15 protein-coding genes are annotated in these 15,471 nt (G+C 73.2%); 10 read left to right on the top strand and 5 right to left on the bottom strand.

What is annotated here, in order from left to right; all coding sequences use genetic code 11:
• Positions 1-23: 23 nt before the first annotated feature.
• Together AB0I79_RS41875 and AB0I79_RS41870 are read right to left on the bottom strand one after the other, a co-directional pair.
• Entirely contained in the window at positions 24-824 is an 801-nt protein-coding gene (locus AB0I79_RS41875; protein ID WP_357885657.1) for a putative protein N(5)-glutamine methyltransferase, read from the bottom strand.
• Between the two features lie 203 nt (positions 825-1,027).
• Entirely contained in the window at positions 1,028-2,161 is a 1,134-nt protein-coding gene (locus AB0I79_RS41870) for an NAD(P)/FAD-dependent oxidoreductase (RefSeq protein WP_357885655.1), read from the bottom strand.
• A 104-nt stretch (positions 2,162-2,265) separates the two neighbouring features.
• Between AB0I79_RS41870 and AB0I79_RS41865 the strand changes: the two genes are divergently transcribed.
• From AB0I79_RS41865 to AB0I79_RS41845, 5 genes are all read left to right on the top strand, one after another.
• Positions 2,266-2,880, top strand: coding sequence for a TetR family transcriptional regulator (locus AB0I79_RS41865; RefSeq protein ID WP_357885653.1), 615 nt, complete (start codon positions 2,266-2,268; stop codon positions 2,878-2,880).
• Positions 2,881-3,040: 160 nt separating this feature from the next.
• Positions 3,041-3,472, top strand: a complete 432-nt coding sequence (locus tag AB0I79_RS41860) for a hypothetical protein (protein ID WP_357885651.1) — start codon at positions 3,041-3,043, stop codon at positions 3,470-3,472.
• A 64-nt stretch (positions 3,473-3,536) separates the two neighbouring features.
• Complete coding sequence (locus AB0I79_RS41855; RefSeq protein WP_357885649.1) at positions 3,537-4,448, top strand: NADP-dependent oxidoreductase; 912 nt, start codon at positions 3,537-3,539, stop codon at positions 4,446-4,448.
• 114 nt (positions 4,449-4,562) lie between these two features.
• Positions 4,563-5,030, top strand: a complete 468-nt coding sequence (locus AB0I79_RS41850) for a cupin domain-containing protein (protein WP_357885647.1) — start codon at positions 4,563-4,565, stop codon at positions 5,028-5,030.
• Between the two features lie 12 nt (positions 5,031-5,042).
• The gene (locus AB0I79_RS41845) at positions 5,043-5,477 is read left to right on the top strand and encodes a cupin domain-containing protein (protein ID WP_357885645.1); all 435 of its coding nucleotides are present in this window, start codon (positions 5,043-5,045) and stop codon (positions 5,475-5,477) included.
• Between the two features lie 137 nt (positions 5,478-5,614).
• Here AB0I79_RS41845 and AB0I79_RS41840 read toward each other — a convergent pair whose 3' ends face one another.
• Positions 5,615-6,772 (bottom strand): hypothetical protein, encoded by a 1,158-nt coding sequence (locus tag AB0I79_RS41840; protein ID WP_357885643.1) that lies wholly within the window; start codon positions 6,770-6,772, stop codon positions 5,615-5,617.
• 65 nt (positions 6,773-6,837) lie between these two features.
• Positions 6,838-8,148 (bottom strand): lysine N(6)-hydroxylase/L-ornithine N(5)-oxygenase family protein, encoded by a 1,311-nt coding sequence (locus AB0I79_RS41835; protein WP_357885641.1) that lies wholly within the window; start codon positions 8,146-8,148, stop codon positions 6,838-6,840.
• 112 nt (positions 8,149-8,260) lie between these two features.
• Here AB0I79_RS41835 and AB0I79_RS41830 point away from each other — a divergent pair, with 112 nt between their 5' ends.
• Entirely contained in the window at positions 8,261-9,208 is a 948-nt protein-coding gene (locus tag AB0I79_RS41830; RefSeq protein ID WP_357885639.1) for a methionyl-tRNA formyltransferase, read from the top strand.
• On the opposite strand, the gene AB0I79_RS41825 is transcribed toward AB0I79_RS41830, so the two are convergent.
• Positions 9,199-10,320, bottom strand: a complete 1,122-nt coding sequence (locus AB0I79_RS41825; protein ID WP_357885638.1) for an alpha/beta hydrolase-fold protein — start codon at positions 10,318-10,320, stop codon at positions 9,199-9,201. The two genes, AB0I79_RS41830 and AB0I79_RS41825, sit on opposite strands and share 10 nt — an antisense overlap.
• A gap of 88 nt (positions 10,321-10,408) precedes the next feature.
• Here AB0I79_RS41825 and AB0I79_RS41820 point away from each other — a divergent pair, with 88 nt between their 5' ends.
• The 4 genes from AB0I79_RS41820 (at position 10,409) to AB0I79_RS41805 (ending at position 15,452) form a co-directional block, all read left to right on the top strand.
• Positions 10,409-11,443, top strand: coding sequence for an iron ABC transporter permease (locus AB0I79_RS41820; RefSeq protein WP_357885636.1), 1,035 nt, complete (start codon positions 10,409-10,411; stop codon positions 11,441-11,443).
• Complete coding sequence (locus AB0I79_RS41815; RefSeq protein ID WP_357885634.1) at positions 11,440-12,507, top strand: iron chelate uptake ABC transporter family permease subunit; 1,068 nt, start codon at positions 11,440-11,442, stop codon at positions 12,505-12,507. The genes AB0I79_RS41820 and AB0I79_RS41815 overlap by 4 nt, the downstream gene beginning before the upstream one ends.
• A 124-nt stretch (positions 12,508-12,631) precedes the next feature.
• Complete coding sequence (locus tag AB0I79_RS41810; RefSeq protein WP_357885632.1) at positions 12,632-13,630, top strand: iron-siderophore ABC transporter substrate-binding protein; 999 nt, start codon at positions 12,632-12,634, stop codon at positions 13,628-13,630.
• A gap of 43 nt (positions 13,631-13,673) precedes the next feature.
• Positions 13,674-15,452, top strand: a complete 1,779-nt coding sequence (locus tag AB0I79_RS41805; protein WP_357885630.1) for an ABC transporter ATP-binding protein — start codon at positions 13,674-13,676, stop codon at positions 15,450-15,452.
• The last annotated feature ends 19 nt before the right edge of the window (positions 15,453-15,471 follow it).

The following is a 15,471-nucleotide window of genomic DNA, read 5'->3' as shown; positions in this document are numbered from 1 at the left end:
CGGATCACCTTAACACCGCTAAGTCATCGAGCTTCCCTGGTGCCGATGACCGCCGTCGCGTCCAGGTCGTCGGAGGCGGCCACCCGGACCGCCAGCCCGGCGGCCCGTACGGCCTCGGCGGTCGCCGCCGCCTGCCGCTCGCTGGTCTCCACCAGCAGCCGCCCGCCGGGCGCGAGCCAGCCGGGCGCGCCGCCGATCACCCGCCGCACCACGTCCAGCCCGTCGGCGCCGCCGTCCAGCGCGTGCAGCGGCTCGTGCAGGCGGGCCTCGGGAGGCAGCAGGCCCACCGACTCCGTCGGCACGTACGGGGGGCTGGCGATCAGGATGTCCACCCGGCCGCGGAGCGTGGCGGGCAGCGGGTCGTACAGGTCGCCCTCGTGGACGGTCGCCGTCCCCGCCAGGTTGCGCCGGGCGCAGCGAACGGCGGCGGGGTCGAGATCGGCGGCGTGCAGCTCGGCCCGCGGCAGGCCCGCCGCCACCGCCGCGCCCATCGCGCCCGTCCCGCAGCACAGGTCCAGGACCACCGGCGTGCCCGCGACCTCGCGCGCCAGCGCGACGGCCGCCTCGATGAGGAACTCGGTGCGCGGCCGGGGCACGAACACGCCCGGCTCCACGTACACCCGCAGGCCGCAGAACTCCGCCCAGCCCAGCACGTGTTCGAGCGGCTCGCCCGCGACCCTGCGCGCCACCATAGCGTCGAGGTCGGCGGGGGTGGGCGCGGTGGACAGGAGCAGCTCTGCCTCGTCCTCGGCGAAGACGCATCCGGCGGCGCGGAGGCGGGCGACGATGGCAGCAGTACTGATAGATGACGAAAAAACCGACATGGGAGCCTTTCGGGATGCCGATGGGCGCTCCCGCGGTCACCTAATCCCTGTGGGCCGCACTTCGCGAGGGGAGCACCCAGACTGACACAGCGGTAATGGGTCTCACCTCCCAAGGACGATCCTGCGTACGAGACCGCCACAGTATCAGCCCGCCGGATCCCCACCGCACGGGGCCGGGTGATGCCGGCCTCCAGCCGTCACGGTCAGCCGTCGCCGGCGGTGGCGAAGTCGGGCAGCTCGGTGGACAGCAGCCCGTCGGCGGCGCCGTCGAGGAGCTGGGCCATCTCCGTGGAGCGGGGCAGCATGGTCCGCTCGTAGGCGCGGACGGCCTCCTCGACGGTGTCGTGGCGGGCGATGGCCAGGGCGAGCTCGCACGCGTCCAGCAGGGCGAGGTTGACGCCGACGCCGAGCGGGGGCATGAGGTGGGCGGCGTCGCCGAGCAGGGTCACCGTGGGGTTGTGCGCCCAGACGTGCGGCGCGGGCAGGGCGAAGATCGGGCGGTCGACGTAGGGGCCGTCGTTGTCGGTGATCAGCCGGCGCAGGCGGGGCGACCAGTCGCGGTAGCGCTCCAGGAGGAGGGCGCGGATGCCGTCGGTGGCCTGGATGGACAGGCCGCCGGCGGTGATCCAGTCGGCCGGGACGCGCTGGATGAGGTAGACGCGGATGTGGTCGCCGCTGTTGCGCTGGGCGAACAGGCCGCGCTCGCCGTCGGCCGCGGCGGCGCCGCCCTGGCCGACGAGCTCGGCGATGCCGGGATGCCGGGTCGTGACGTCGTGGAACCAGGCCTCCAGGAAGCTCACGCCGGTGTAGCGGGGGGTGGCCGGGGAGACGGCGGGGCGGACCTTGGACCAGGCGCCGTCGGCGCCGATGACGAGGTCGGCCTCGATGGTGGTGCCGTCCGCGAAGTGCAGCCGCCGGGGGCCTTCGCCGGGGCCGCTGACGGCCCGCAGGGTGTGGCCCCAGCGCACGGTGCCGGGCTGGAGCGAGCCGAGCAGCAGGTCGCGCAACCGGCCGCGGTCGATCTCCGGCTTGAACCGCTCGCCCTGCTCGGGGACGTGGTGGAAGAGGATCGTGCCGGCCGGGTCCAGCTGGCGCATCTCCTGGCCCTCGGGCCGGGCCAGGCGGAAGAACTCCTCCAGCAGGCCCGCCTCGCGCAGGGCGATCTGGCCGTTGTCGGCGTGCAGGTCGAGGGTGCCGCCCTGGTCGCGGATGGCGGGGCCGGCGTCGCGGTCGTAGACGGCGGCGGCGATGCCGTGCCGCTGGAGGATGCGCGCGCAGGTCAGGCCGCCGGGGCCGGCTCCGATGACGGCGATGCGGGGTGCCGCGGTGGTGTTCATGGTGATGCTCCGTTCGTTCTGTGCGCCCCAGAAAAACACACCGGATCAATAAGTGCAACAACACAACTTTTGAACTCGATTCACCAAAGAGGTAGGGTGCCGGTATGCCCAGCACCACGACCAGTCCCTCTCCCGCACCGGTGGGGCGCCGCGAGCGCAAGAAGGCCGCCACCCGCCAGGCCATCGCCGACGCCGCGCTGCGCCTGTTCCTGGAGCGCGGATACGACGAGGTCGGCATCCGCGAGATCGCGGACGCCGCCGACGTGTCCACCACCACGCTGTTCAAGCACTTCCCGGTCAAGGAGGCCCTCGTCTTCGACGAGGACTCCGACCAGGAGGCCCGCCTGCTCGCCGCCGTCCGTGAGCGGCCCGAGGGCCGGTCCGTCCCCGCCGCGCTGCGCGAACACGCCCTGACCACCCGGCTGGCCACCGCCGACGGCGACCCCGCCTTCACCGCCTTCACCGACCTCGTGGCCGGCACCCCCGCGCTGCGCGACTACGCGCAGAACATGTGGCTGCGCCACACCGCCGCGCTCGCCCGGGCCATCGCCGAGGAGAGCGGCCTCGCCGCGGACGACCCCGCCTGCACCGCCCTGGCCCACTTCGCCCTCGAAGCCCCCCGCGCCGCCTACGCCCACGACGACCCCCGCGAGGCCATCAACCGGGCCTTCGACCTCCTGGAACACGGCTGGAGCGCGCTCGCCCGCCCCAAGGCCTGAGCGAGCGCCTTCGCGTACACCGAGCGACTGGACCGCACTCGCGACATGCCGTTCGCCCGGCACGGCTCGTTCAGAGAGATCCCCCGCTCATCGCGCCCTCTCGGGCCAGGGGCCCGGCGGTCCTCGCACGGACGCTTCGGCTGGAGAAGGGATCGATCAGATGCAGACCGAGCAGGCCGCCCCGCGCAGCGGCGTCACCGCCGCCGCCCCCGGGCCGGTCCCCGTCGCCGACCGGCGGCGATGGGTGTGGCTGGGGATCGGCACGGCGCTATCCCTGCTGGCCGCGCAGACCCGCTACGACCTCGCGCCGGCGGCGTGGCTGTTCCCGGTGTTCCTGATGCGCTTCGCCAGGACGGGGCCCGCCCGCACCGGCCTGCTCGCGGGCGCGTTCGACGCGCAGGGACGGACCTTGAGCGAGCACGTCCACGAACGCGACGACCGGCACGTGGTCGTCTCCGAGGTGCCCGTCCGCGGCTTCGCCACCCCCTATCGGGCGATCGGCGACGTGTTCGCGTGGCTGTGCGTGGCCGGCACCGTCCTGCTGATCGGCCTGGCGATCCACCGGGCCGCCAAGCCGCAGGGTGACGGCTGAACGACCGGGCCGGTGGGTACGTTCGCCCTGCTCGAGTTCTCACATCACCGGCGAGGGACCTGCCATGCAAGCCATCACCGTCCGCGACCGGACCGCCGGTCCGGCCGGGCTCTCCCTGACCGAGGAGCCGTACCCGCACGCCGCCGAGAACGACGTCATCGTGCGGGTGCACGCCGCGGGGTTCACCCGGGGGGAGCTCGACTGGCCGGGAACGTGGTCGGATCGCGCGGGCCGCGACCGGACGCCGAGCGTGCCCGGGCATGAGGTGTCGGGGACGGTGGCGGAGCTGGGGTACGGAACCACCGGCCTGAGCGTGGGACAGCGGGTGTTCGGGCTGACCGACTGGACCCGCAACGGCTCGCTGGCCGAGTACGTGGCGGTGGAGGCGCGCAACCTGGCGCCGCTGCCGGCCGGCATCGACCACACCGTGGCCGCCGCGCTGCCGATCTCGGGGCTGACCGCGTGGCAGGCGCTGTTCGACCACGGGCGCCTCGCCGCCGGCCAGACCGTGCTGGTCCACGGCGCCGCGGGCGGCGTCGGCTCGGTCGCGGTGCAGCTCGCGCGCGAGGCGGGAGCCCGGGTGATCGGCACCGGCAGGGCCGGGGGCAGGGACACGGCACTCGGCCTGGGCGTGGACGTCTTCCTGGATCTGCAGGCCGAGCGGCTGGAAGACGCCGGTCAGGTCGATCTGGTGCTCGATGTGATCGGCGGGGACGTCCTGGACCGTTCCGCGGCGCTGGTGCGCCCCGGCGGCACCCTCGTCTCCATCGCCGCGCCGCCGGCGGTCCAGCCCCGGCACGGCCGGGCGATCTTCTTCGTCGTCGAACCCGATCGCGCCCGCCTCACGGACCTGGCCCGGCGGCTGCGGGAGGGCCGGCTCCGCGTGATCGTGGGGGCCGTGCGCACGCTGGCCGAGGCGCCCGCCGCGTTCGCGGCCCGCGGCAAGACGATCATCCGGGTCACCGAGGGCGGATAGGCCACCGCACGCCCTGCAGCTGGGCGAATCATCGCCAGGGCTTGAACGCGCCCCTGGTTAACCCGCGCAAGGCCCGGACAGCGTACTCGGACATAGCAGGATTGGAGAGGCGTCATGATCCGAGTACGGTTCGCCCGGGGCTTCCTGGTCGCCGGCCTGGTGGCTCCGGCAGCCGCGTGCGCCGCTCCCGCGGCGGAGCCCGCGACCGGCCGGGCGCCGGTCGCCGCCGTGGTCACGCAGCCACCGTCCGAGACGCTCTCGCCCCTGCTGGAGAAGGCGCTCCCGAATGTCAAGGGCAAGACGTTCACCTCGGCGATCGCCGACTTCCCGCCCACCGCGCGCGCGGTTCCGCATCGGCACGGCGACGCCTTCGTCTACGCCTACGTACTCTCGGGCGCCGTCCGCAGCCAGATCAGTGGCGAGCCGGTGCGCACCTACCGCCAGGGCGAGAGCTGGGTCGAGCCGCCGGGAGCCCACCATGTGCTCACGGAGAACATCAGCCGGACACAACCGGCGAAACTACTGGTCATTTTCATCTCGGGCACAGGGGCCGAACTCAAGGTCGACGATCGGCCAAGGTAGCGGTGAGGAACCATGAGCGACGAACATCTGCACCACCTCGACAACCCCGACGCGACCACGCCGCCGCCGAGGATCGACCTCATCTCGTCGGTGCCGTCTCCGCCGCCGATGCCCGGCAACGCGGAGGCGATGACGATCCGGGTCACCCTGCCGCCGGGCAGCGCGGGCAACCCGCCGCACCGCCACACCGGTCCCGCGTTCGGGTACCTGATCAGCGGCGAGATGCTCTTCGAGCTGGAAGGCGAGCCGCAACGGGTCATCAAGGCCGGGGAGGCGTTCTGGGAGCCGGGCGGCGACCTCATCCACTACCAGGACGCCAACAACCTCCCGGACGCCGAGACCGAATTCGTCGTCACGATGTTCGGTGTGGCCGGGCAGCCGATGCTCATCCCGGTGAGCGAGGAGGAACTCGAGGCGCGCCGGGACCGCCGGGCGCCCCGCCCATGAGACAGCCTCCGCCGTCCCCATCGGCTCCCGGCGGCCCGTGCTCACCCGGGTCGGGCGGCGAGCCGGCCCTCCCGCCCGGCCGGTGACCGGCCCCGAGGACCACCACGGAGTCCTCAGAGCGCGGGACGGGCCGGTGGTCACCAGGCCACGCGCGGCGAGTCGCCCTCGCCCGGACGCTCGCCGGCCGTGATCGGCACGGAGGTGACGGCACCGCCGTCAAGGCCGATCTGGTAGGCGCGCCACTGGTGCGCGTACAGGAGGTGCTCGCCGGTCCCGTCGACGCAGAAGCGCAGGCTGAGCGAGGCGCCGGGCGGCAGTTCCGGCCGGGCCAGCACCCGCGCCGGCCCGCCCGACACGGGGACGCGTTCGACGGTGTGCCCGGAGGCGTAGATCAGCGCGCCGCCGTCAGGGGTGTGGGTCACCGACTCGAACGGCACGGCGCCGGTGGCGTTCTTGACGATCCGGGACGCGGCGCCGTCCGGGCCGTCGCCCAGGCGGGCGAGGTCGAGCACGGCGATGGCCCGGCCGTCCAGCACGGAGGCGAGCGAGCGGCCGTCCGGGGCCCAGGACAGGCCGCCCACCATCGAGTGCGTCGCGGTCCTCCAGTCGCGGCGCCGGCCGGTGGCGGCGTCGAGCACGGAGATCTTGACGCCGCCCCCGATGAGCGGGGTGGCGTAGGCCAGCCGGGTGCCGTCGGCGCTGAGGGCCAGGTCGTGGACCAGCGTCAGGTCGTCCGGGTCGGTCTGCGTGACGGGCACCGGCTTGCCGGGCCGCCCGTCCTCGCCGAGGCGGACCAGGAAGAAGCGGAGGCCGGGCTTCGCCTGCCCGGTCCAGCCGGCGATGGCGAACGTGCGGTTGTCCCGGGCGGCGGCCACGCGGTGCGAGGAGCCTTCGATGCCGGGCGGCAGCGGGATGTTCGCGATGAACGCCCCGGTCCCGGCGTCGTGCACGGCGGGCGGCACCGGGGTGACGACGGCGGTCTTGGACCTGCCGGGGAAGTGGGCGAGCGGGGTGCGCGCGGAGACGAAGAACCGCGGCGGGCCCGTCGCCGCCAGGGGCGCCCCGGTCGCCATGGGCTCGGCCAGGGAGGTCGCCATCGGGAACGGGTGCCTCGCGGGCCCCGAGGACGCCATGGGCGAGGGCGGCTGCGGGACCGCCGTGGGCGACGGCGGGGAGGACGCCGGGGGCTGGGACGCGCTGACGAGCGACACCCGGCCGGCGGCCGGGTCGGCGCATCCGGCGGCCAGGACGGCCAGGGCCAAGCCCGCCAGCGCGGCTGACATACGGGACGGCATGCAGCGATCATCGTAGGAAACGGTCTTCCGCGCCAGCGCACGACAGGACCGCTGCGGCGCGCGCCTCAGCGTGACAGCGCGTAGGAGCTCAGGCTCCCGCTCCGGAGCCGGTCGGCCACGGACTCGGCGATCTCGCCCACCCGGATCGCGGTGTTGGACAGCAAGGTCGAGGTGAGGCCGTGGGTGTGCTCGCTGGCGCCCTGGACGTAGATGCCGCAGCGCAACGCCGGGGAGGTGACGATCCGGTAGTCGCGATCCAGCCGTACGCCGCCGCCGGGGAGCCGTTCGCAGAACCGGCCCGCCTCGCCCAGGAGGGTGAGCGGGTCGGCCGGCCGGTAGCCGGTCGCGTAGACGATGACGTCGGTCTCCAGCAGGGTGCGCTCGCCGGTGGGCAGGAACTCCACCGTGACGCGCAGGCCGTTCCCGTCGCGTTCGACGTCGGCGAGGCGTGAGGCGTTGAGGATGCGCAGCCGCTCCTTGCCCTGCACCTTCTCCTGGTAGTGGCGGCGGTACAGCTCGTCGATGAGGTCCAGGTCCACCACGGAGTAGTTGGTGGCGGAGTGGTAGGCGCGCAGCCGCGACTTCACCTCGTCAGGAGCGGTGTAGAAGTGGTCGACCGCCACGGGGTCGAAGATGCGGTTGGCGAAGGAGCTGTCGTCGGCGGGGGTGTATCCGTACTTGGTGAAGACGGCGCACACCTCGGCCTCGGGATAGGCGCCGTGCAGGTGCTCGGTCACCTCGGCCGCGCTCTGCCCGGCGCCGACCACCACGAACCTGCGCGGGTCGCGCAGCGACGGCAGCCTGCCGAGCAGTTCCTCGCTGTGCCAGATCCGCTCGTCGGTGACCAGGCCGTCCGGCAGGACCGGTTCGAGCCCGGCGGCGAGGACGAGGTTGCGGGCGCGACGGGTGACCAGCGTGCCGTCGCCCTGACGGACGACCACGTCGAGGAGCTCGATCGTCCCGCCTGCCTCGACGGGGGTCACCGCGACGACCTCGGAGCCGTATTCCACCTGCTCGGAGAACCGGGCGGCCGTCCATTCGAGATAGTCGTGGAATTCCATGCGGGACGGGAACATCGTCTTGTGGTTGATGAAGTCGAGCAGCCGGCCCTTGTCCTGGAGATAGCAGAGAAAGCTGAATTCACTCGTCGGGTTGCGCATGGTGACCAGGTCCTTCAGAAAGGACACCTGCATGGTCGTGCCTTCCAGCAGCATGCCCCGGTGCCAGCCGAAGGCGGGCTGCTTCTCGAGGAACACGGCGTCGAGCACGTCGCCCGTGCGCGCCTGGCGTTCCCGCAACGCTATCGCCAGGGCGAGGTTGGAGGGTCCGAAGCCGATGCCTACGAGATCGTGCACGTGCTGCTCCGCTGAGGACATGGATGCCTTTCCGCCGGTGCGTAACTGGGGTGGAGTCATGGCAAAAATTAGGTTAGCCTGGCCTAATTAAGGTGAGCCTAACTTAATCCGATCCCCTCGACAAGGAGGCACCATGCGGGTCGTGATGTTCGGCTATCAAACCTGGGGTCATCGCACGCTCCAGGCCCTGCTGGATTCCGCGCACGAGGTCGTACTGGTGGTGACCCATCCGAAGAGCGAGCATGCCTACGAGAGGATCTGGAGCGACTCGGTGGCCGAGCTGGCGCAGGCACACGGCGTCCCGGTGCTCCTGCGCAACCGGCCCGACGACGAGGAGCTGATGGTCCGGCTCAAGGAGGCCGAGCCCGACCTCATCGTCGCCAACAACTGGCGGACCTGGATCCCGCCGGAGATCTTCCGCCTCCCCCGCCACGGCACCCTCAACGTGCACGACTCGCTGCTTCCCGCCTACGCCGGCTTCTCCCCGCTGATCTGGGCGCTGATCAACGGCGAGCCGGAGGTGGGGGTCACCGCGCACATGATGAACGACGAGCTGGACGCCGGCGACATCGTCGTGCAGCGGGCCGTGCCCGTCGGGCCCGCCGACACCGCCACCGACCTCTTCCACCGCACCGTCGACCTGATCGCGCCGATCGTCACCGAGGCGCTCGACCTCATCAACTCCGGCCGGACCGCCTGGACGCCCCAGGACAGGTCGAAGGCCAGCTTCTTCCACAAGCGGTCGATCGAGGACAGCAACATCGACTGGAACTGGCCCGCCGAGGACATCGAGCGCCTGGTCCGCGCCCAGTCCGACCCGTACCCCAACGCCTTCACCCACTACAGGGGCGAGCGCGTGCGCGTGCTCAAGGCCTCGGTGTCCCAGGGGATCTACGGCGGCACGCCCGGCCGGGTCTTCATCCGGGAGGGTGACGGCGTGGTGATCGTCGCGGGCGCCGAGGCCCGCCGCGGGCGCAGCCACGGGCTGGTGATCGAACGCGTGCGCACGGAGGACGGCAGGGAGCTGCCCGCCACCGAGGTGTTCAGGAGCATGGGCGGCTACCTGACCCGTCACCCGTGAGCGTGTGGTGGCCCGGCGGCCGGGCCACCACCACCCGTGAGCACCCAGGAGACATCCCTGAGCAGGGCGTGCCGCCAGCCCGCCCGGTCGTGACCCGAGGGCGAGCGCGAGACCCGCACCACGGCCCCGGCCTGTTCCGTCAGGGTCTCGACCAGCTCGCAGTGCGGCAACATCCGCCTCTCGTGCTCCCCCACGTCGAAGGCGACCCGCAGCCCGGACAGGTCGGCGCGCTCCCGCAGGCGCGCGGCGACGGCGCCGCCGACCGGCCCGCCCATGGGGTCGGCGAGGTCCTGCGCCCCGGGCGCCCACCAGAACGACCCCGACTGGCAGGCGAGGCCGGACACCAGCCCGGGGAACTCCAGCGCCGCGTACATCGCGCTCAGCCCGCCGAGGCTCTGACCGGCGACCACCAACCGGTCCCGGTCGGCGGGCACGCCGCTCTCCGCCACCAGCGGCAGCAGCTCGTCCCTGATCGCCTCCCACAACGCGGGCCTGCAGGCGAACTCGGCCTCCCTGTCCCTGGCGGGCACGAAGACGAGCGTGACGGGAGGCAGGTCGCCCTGGGCGACGGCCGAGTCGAACGCGGTCATGGCCGGGTGCAGGTACAACCAGTCGTCCCCGTCGAGCAGCAGCACCACCGGCCCGCCACCGCCCGCCGGATGCACGCGCACGGTGCGCCGCCCGCCGAGCCGTTCGCTGGTCCAGCGCAGGCGGGTACGCGGCAGGGGCAGGACGCCGTCGGCGCCGACGGCGGGCCAGTGCGGCTGGGCAGGGGCGTCGGGGGTCGCGGCGATGGACCGGTCGCCGCCCGCGCCCACGGGGTTGAACGGGTCGGCGTACGCGGCGTCCGCGGTGCGGAACTGGTAGGTCACCCGCAGCCGCGCGGGCATGGCCACCTCGGCGTACCAGCAGTCCGTGTCACCCCACCGGCGCAGGGGAACCGGCTCCGACCAGCTCTCGAAGCCGATGCTCGCGGGGGACCCGCGCCACAGGAACAGGGTCGTCCAGCCGCCGGCGCCGTCGGGCACCGGCGCGGGCGTCGCCGCCGCCGCCCAGAACTCCTCGGTGCCCGGCTCGCCGGGCAACCCGAACCTGGCGAAGGTGTCGTCCATCGAAGCCCCGTCCGTCCCTACCGTCGGCCAGCGACTAAGGATAGCTTTACCTAAATCGATTGATCGAGACGGCGGTGACGAACATCGCATGGGAACTTCCGGGGCAGCGCGGGCCCACCGGCGGCGCGCGGCGGGAGCGGTCACGCTGGTGGTGGTCCTCGCGCTCGTGGGGACGGCGTCGCTGGCCGTCGGCGCGCGCGCGTTGAGCCCCGGGGAGGTGTGGCACGGGCTGTTCGGGGTGCCGGGCGCCGACCAGCGGCTCAGCGAGATCACGCTCATCCTGCGGACCGTGCGGGTGCCCAGGACCGTGCTCGCGATCGCGGCCGGCGCCGCCCTGGGCGTCGGCGGGGCGCTGATCCAGGGGTTCACGCGCAACCCGATCGCCGACACGGGGTTGCTGGGGGTGAACTCCGGTGCCTCGTTCGCCGTGGTGACGGTGATCCTGCTGTTCGGGCTCTCCAACCCGCTCCAGTACGTCTGGTTCGCCTTCCTCGGGGCGGCGGCGGCCGGGGTCGTCGTGTTCGGGCTGTCGAGCCTCGGCAGGGGCGGGGGCAGCCCGCTGACGCTCGCGCTGACCGGCCAGGGGGTCACGGTGTTCCTGGCGGCGATGACCACGGCGATCGCGCTGTCGGACCAGGCGTCGCTGAACGCGCTGCGCTTCTGGAACGCCGGCTCCGTGGCCGGCGTCGGCTTCGAGGTCATCTGGCCGGTGACGGCGTTCATCGCGGCCGGGCTGGTGCTGGCGCTGACCACGCTGCCGGCGATCAACCTGCTCAACCTCGGCGAGGACGTGGCCAGGGGGCTGGGCGTGAACACCACGTGGAGCAGGACCGCCGGCATCGTCGCCATCACCGTGCTGGCGGGAGCGGCGACGGCGGCCTGCGGGCCGATCGCGTTCCTCGGGCTCATGGTGGCCCACGTGGCGCGGTACCTCACGGGGCCGGACTATCGCTGGCTGGTGCCGTACGCGGGGCTGCTCGGCGCCGTCGTCCTGCTCGCCTGCGACATCGTGGGGCGCGTGGTGACGCGGCCGGGCGAGTTGCAGGCGGGCGTGGTGGTCGCGCTGGCGGGCGCCCCGTTCTTCGCGGCGCTGGTGTGGCGCGGGAAGTTCAGGAAGGCATGAACGGGACGGCCAGGCGTACGGTGGCGCCGGGCGTGCGGCTCGGCCGGGCGTCGTTCGTGTGGCGGCCCTGGCTGCTGGCCGTCACGCTGCTGCTGGCGGGCGCGACCTTCCTGGTGTTCTGCCTGTCCATCGGCGTCGGGGACTTCCCCATCGGCCTGCCCCAGGTGATCGCCACGATCTTCGGGCGGGGCGAGCGGGTCGACGAGTTCGTGATCATGGACCTGCGGATGCCGCGCGCCCTGGCCGGGCTCGTCGTCGGGGTCGCGCTGGGGCTGTCGGGGGCGATCACGCAGTCCATCGCGCGCAACCCGCTGGCCAGCCCCGACGTGCTGGGGATCACCGGGGGCGCGAGCGCGGTCTCGGTGTTCCTGGTGACGGTGTCGGGCGGGGCCGCCGCGGCGATCGCCGACACCGTGGGCCTGTCCGCGGCGGCGCTCGCGGGCGGGCTCGGCACCGGCCTGCTGGTGTACCTCATGGCCTGGCGGCGCGGGATCGAGGGCCTGCGGCTCATCCTCATCGGCATCTCGGTGAGCGCCGTGATGGAGGCGATCACCACCTGGCTGCTGGTCACCGCCGACATCCGCGACGTGGCCAGGGCCCAGGCGTGGCTGGTCGGCTCGCTGGACGGCCGGTCGTGGGGCGAGGTCCTGGTGGCGCTGTGGTGCACGCTCGCGCTGCTGGCCGTGGTGTCGTACCTCGCCTTCCCCCTCAGGCCGATGCACTTCGGCGACCAGGTCGCGGCGAGCCTGGGCGTGCGGTACTCGATGGTGCGGGCGGTCCTGCTGCTGTGCGCGGTGCTGCTGGCCGGCGTCGCGGTGAGCGCGGCGGGCCCCGTCCCGTTCGTCGCGCTGGTGGCGCCTCAGGTGGCGATGCGCCTGGCGCGGCACGCGACTCCGCCGCTCCTGGCCTCCGGGCTGGCGGGCGCGTCGCTGCTGATCGGAGCCGACCTGGTGGCCCGTACGGCGCTGCCGGTCAGCCTCCCCGTCGGCGTGGTCACCGCCGCCATCGGCGGCCCCTTCCTGGTCTACCTGCTGGTGCGGGCGAACCTCAGAAAAGACCGATAAGCAAGGTTAGCCTTACCTAACATCGTCGTGTTACGGTTTCCCTGGCAGTCGAGATCGCAGCGGACAGCAAGGGACCCCGATGCCTTCACACGGAACGACCCTGACGGCCCTACGGCGCTCAGCGGTGGCACTGTCCGCCGCGATCCTCGTCGCGGCCTGCGGATCCGCCCCGGCGCCACAGCCGGAGACCGGGAGCGCGGCCCCCACCACCGGCGGCGCGTTCCCGGTCACCGTGGAGCACGCCTTCGGCTCCACGCAGATCACCAAGGCCCCGCAGCGGGTCGTCTCCGTCGGCTACACCGACGACCAGGCCGTCCTGGCGTTCGGCATCAAGCCGGTCGGCATGGTCGACCAGTACCCGAACCCGCCCGGCAAGACCCCCGACATCAACACCCAGTGGCCCTGGGTGAAGGACCGGTGGGGCGGCACCCGCCCCGAGGTCATCATGACCAACGGGGACTCCGGCCCCAACTACGAGAAGATCGCCGCGCTGCGGCCCGACCTGATCATCGCGGTCTACTCCGAGATCGACCAGGCCGCCTACGACCGGCTCACCAGGATCGCCCCGACGGTGGGCCGCACCAGGACCGAGAAGGAGCCGTTCAGCGCGCCGTGGCAGGACAACGCGCTGCACATCGCCAAGGCGCTCGGCAAGGCGGACGAGGGCGCGAAACTGGTCCAGGACGTCCAGGCCAAGCTCGACGCCGCCCGCGCCGCGCATCCGGAGTTCGCCGGCCAGACCGCCGTCGCGCTGTCCTGGTACAAGAACTCGGTCGCGCCCTTCACCACCACCGACGTGCGCGGGCGGCTGGTGACGGGCATCGGGTTCAAGGGGCAGCCGGAGATCGACGAGATCGCGGGCGGTAGCTTCTACACCGTGCTGTCCCCAGAACGTATCGACCTCATCGACGTCGATCGCATCTTCGTCATCGCGGACCAGGCCGACCAGGCGGCGCTGAAGAAGTTCGAGCTGTTCGCCAACCTGCCCGCGGTCAAGAACGGCAAGGTGTCGTACCTGCTCGACAGCGAGGGCCCGGCCGTCGGCGCCGCCATCTCGCAGAGCACCCTGCTGTCGCTGCCGTACGCGATCGACGAGCTCGTCAAGTCGGTCGGCCAGGGATGACGCCGGTGCACGAGCCCCGTCCCCGGCCCGGCACGGCCCGGACGTGAGCGGCGTCGAGGTTCGCGCCGCCCTGCGCACGGCCACCGGACGCGAGGCCGCCCGATGGGTGGCCGCGGCCTGCCGTGAGGCGCCCTGGCTGACGGCGGCCACCGCCGCCACCACGGTGGCCGGGGCGGCGCTCCAGGTGATCCCCGTGCTGCTGCTCGGCCGGGTGGTCGACGGGGTGGTCGCGGGCGAGCCGCACGGGATCCTGGTCACCGTCGGGGTGCTGCTGGTCGCGGCGGCGCTGCTCGGCGCGGCGGCCACCGCGGCGTCGGCGTACCTGATCGGGCGGCTGGGCGCGGAGCTGCTCGCGCGGTTGCGGGAGGGCGCCGTGCGGGCCGTGCTGGGCATGCCGAGCGCCCGGATCGAGCAGGTCGGCCACGGTGACGTGCTGTCCAGGGTCGGTGACGACGTGGCCGTGGTGTCCAAGGGCATCCGGCAGGCCGTCCCCACCGTGTTCTCGGCGGGGGTGCTGGTCGCCATCGCCACGGTGGGCATGTTCGGGCTGGACTGGCGGCTCGGGCTGGCGGGCGCCGGGGCGCTGCCCGCGTACGCGCTGGCCCTGCGCTGGTACCTGCCCCGGTCCGCGCCGCTCTACCGGGCGCAGCGCGAGGCCCAGGCCGACCGCGCGCAGGCGCTGATCAGCGGGCTGAACGGGATCGACACCGTCCGGGCGTACCGGCTGGAGAGCGTCTTCCGCGAGCGGGTCGCCCGCGAGTCGTGGCGGGTGCGCGATCTGGGCGTCGAGGTGTTCCACTTCTTCGGCCGGTTCGTCGGCAGGGAGAACCGCGCCGAGTTCATCGGGCTGGTCCTCATCATCGTGACCGGGTACGTGCTGCTGGAGGCCGGCGCCGTCACGCTCGGCGAGGCCTCGGTGGCGCCGCTGCTGTTCCACCGGCTGTTCAACCCGCTGGGCGCCATCATGTTCACCTTCGACGAGGCGCAGAAGTCGGGCGCGAGCCTGACCCGGCTGGTCGGGGTGCTGGGTGAGCCGACGGAGGAGCGGCTGGTGGGCGGCGCGGCCGTCGCCCCGGCGGGCGCCGGGCCGTACCCCGTGACGGTGCGGGGGCTGACGTTCGGCTACCCGGAGTCCGAGCGGCCGGTCCTGCGGGACGTGGACCTGGAGATCCCCGCCGGCGGCTCGCTGGCGCTGGTGGGGGCGACGGGCGCGGGCAAGTCGACGCTGGCGGCGCTGATCGCGGGCATCGGCGTCCCGCAGGCCGGGACGGTGCGCATCGGCCCGACCGACCTCGCCGAGCTGGACGAGGCGGGCGCCCGGGTCCTGGTGAGCATCCTGACGCAGGAGACGCACGTGTTCTCCGGCAAGCTCGCCGACGACCTGCGGCTGGCCGCGCCCGAGGCGACGGACGACGAGCTGATGGACGCCCTGCACACGGCCGGCGCCGGCCCGTGGGTCGCGGCGCTGCCCGACGGGCTGGACACCGTGGTGGGCGAGGGCGGCGAGCGCCTGGACGGCGGCAAGGTCGCCCAGCTCGCGCTGGCCCGGCTGATCCTGGGCCGCTCGCCGGTGGTGGTGCTGGACGAGTCGACCGCGGAGGCGGGCAGCCAGGGCGCCGCCGAGCTGGAGCGGGCCGTGCTGGCCGCGTGCCGGGGCCGTACCGCGCTGTTCGTGGCGCACCGGCTCACCCAGGCCATGGCGGCGGACCGCATCGCCGTGCTGGACGCGGGACGGGTCGTGGAGCAGGGCACCCACGAGGAACTGGTGGCCCTGGACGGCCGGTACGCGCGGTTGTGGCGGGCCTGGCGGGAGGCCGGCTAGGTGATCAAGAGGAGGTTAC

Origin of the sequence: Nonomuraea sp. NPDC050202, from assembly GCF_040656115.1 — a bacterium.
In the GTDB taxonomy this organism is placed as follows: Bacteria; Actinomycetota; Actinomycetes; order Streptosporangiales; family Streptosporangiaceae; genus Nonomuraea.
This window is presented reverse-complemented; position numbering and strand designations above follow the sequence as displayed.